The sequence below is a fragment of the Vibrio sp. 1727 genome (assembly GCF_033344415.1).
Taxonomy (GTDB): Bacteria; Pseudomonadota; Gammaproteobacteria; order Enterobacterales; family Vibrionaceae; genus Vibrio; species Vibrio alginolyticus.
Genome location: NZ_JAWPOT010000224.1, coordinates 249 through 743 on the forward strand (window position 1 = coordinate 249; position 495 = coordinate 743).

Sequence of the window (495 nt, forward strand, 5' to 3'; positions counted from 1 at the left end):
CAGACGTTTATTTGTTATCACCCCGACGTGATAGAAGTAGAGAAAGTGGAGAACATAGAATTGCGTCCGCTGTGCCATACCAACTTTCAGCACCATCTACATCGTTGCTGTGGGGTCATCGCCAATGGCGGTTTTGAACTGCCTTCAGAAGCACTTTCTCTTGGCAAAAAACTGCTAATGAAACCACTGGCAGGACAATTTGAACAGCAGAGCAACGTAGCCACGCTTGAAGATCTTGGGTTAGCCACTGCAATGGACAGTTTAGACATTTCTACCGTACGTCAGTGGCTCAAAGAGCAGCAAGCTGAGAGTGTTAAATACCCCGACGTTGCACAAGCCATCGTGAATTGGGTTTTACAAGGGGCGTGGGATTCGCAAGAAGAACTCTCCAAACAGTTGTGGGAGCAGGTGGATTTTCCGAGCTATGTATCCAATATCTAAGTTTGTTTGCTCGGATTGTTTGTGGCAAACACATAATAACTATTAACTACCTAT

1 protein-coding gene is annotated in these 495 nt (G+C 45.5%); it reads left to right on the forward strand.

What is annotated here, in order from left to right:
- Positions 1-441: glycosyltransferase family protein (locus R8O10_RS24910; protein ID WP_318191915.1), on the forward strand; the 441-nt coding region annotated here is incomplete at its 5' end.
- Positions 442-495 lie beyond the last annotated feature (54 nt).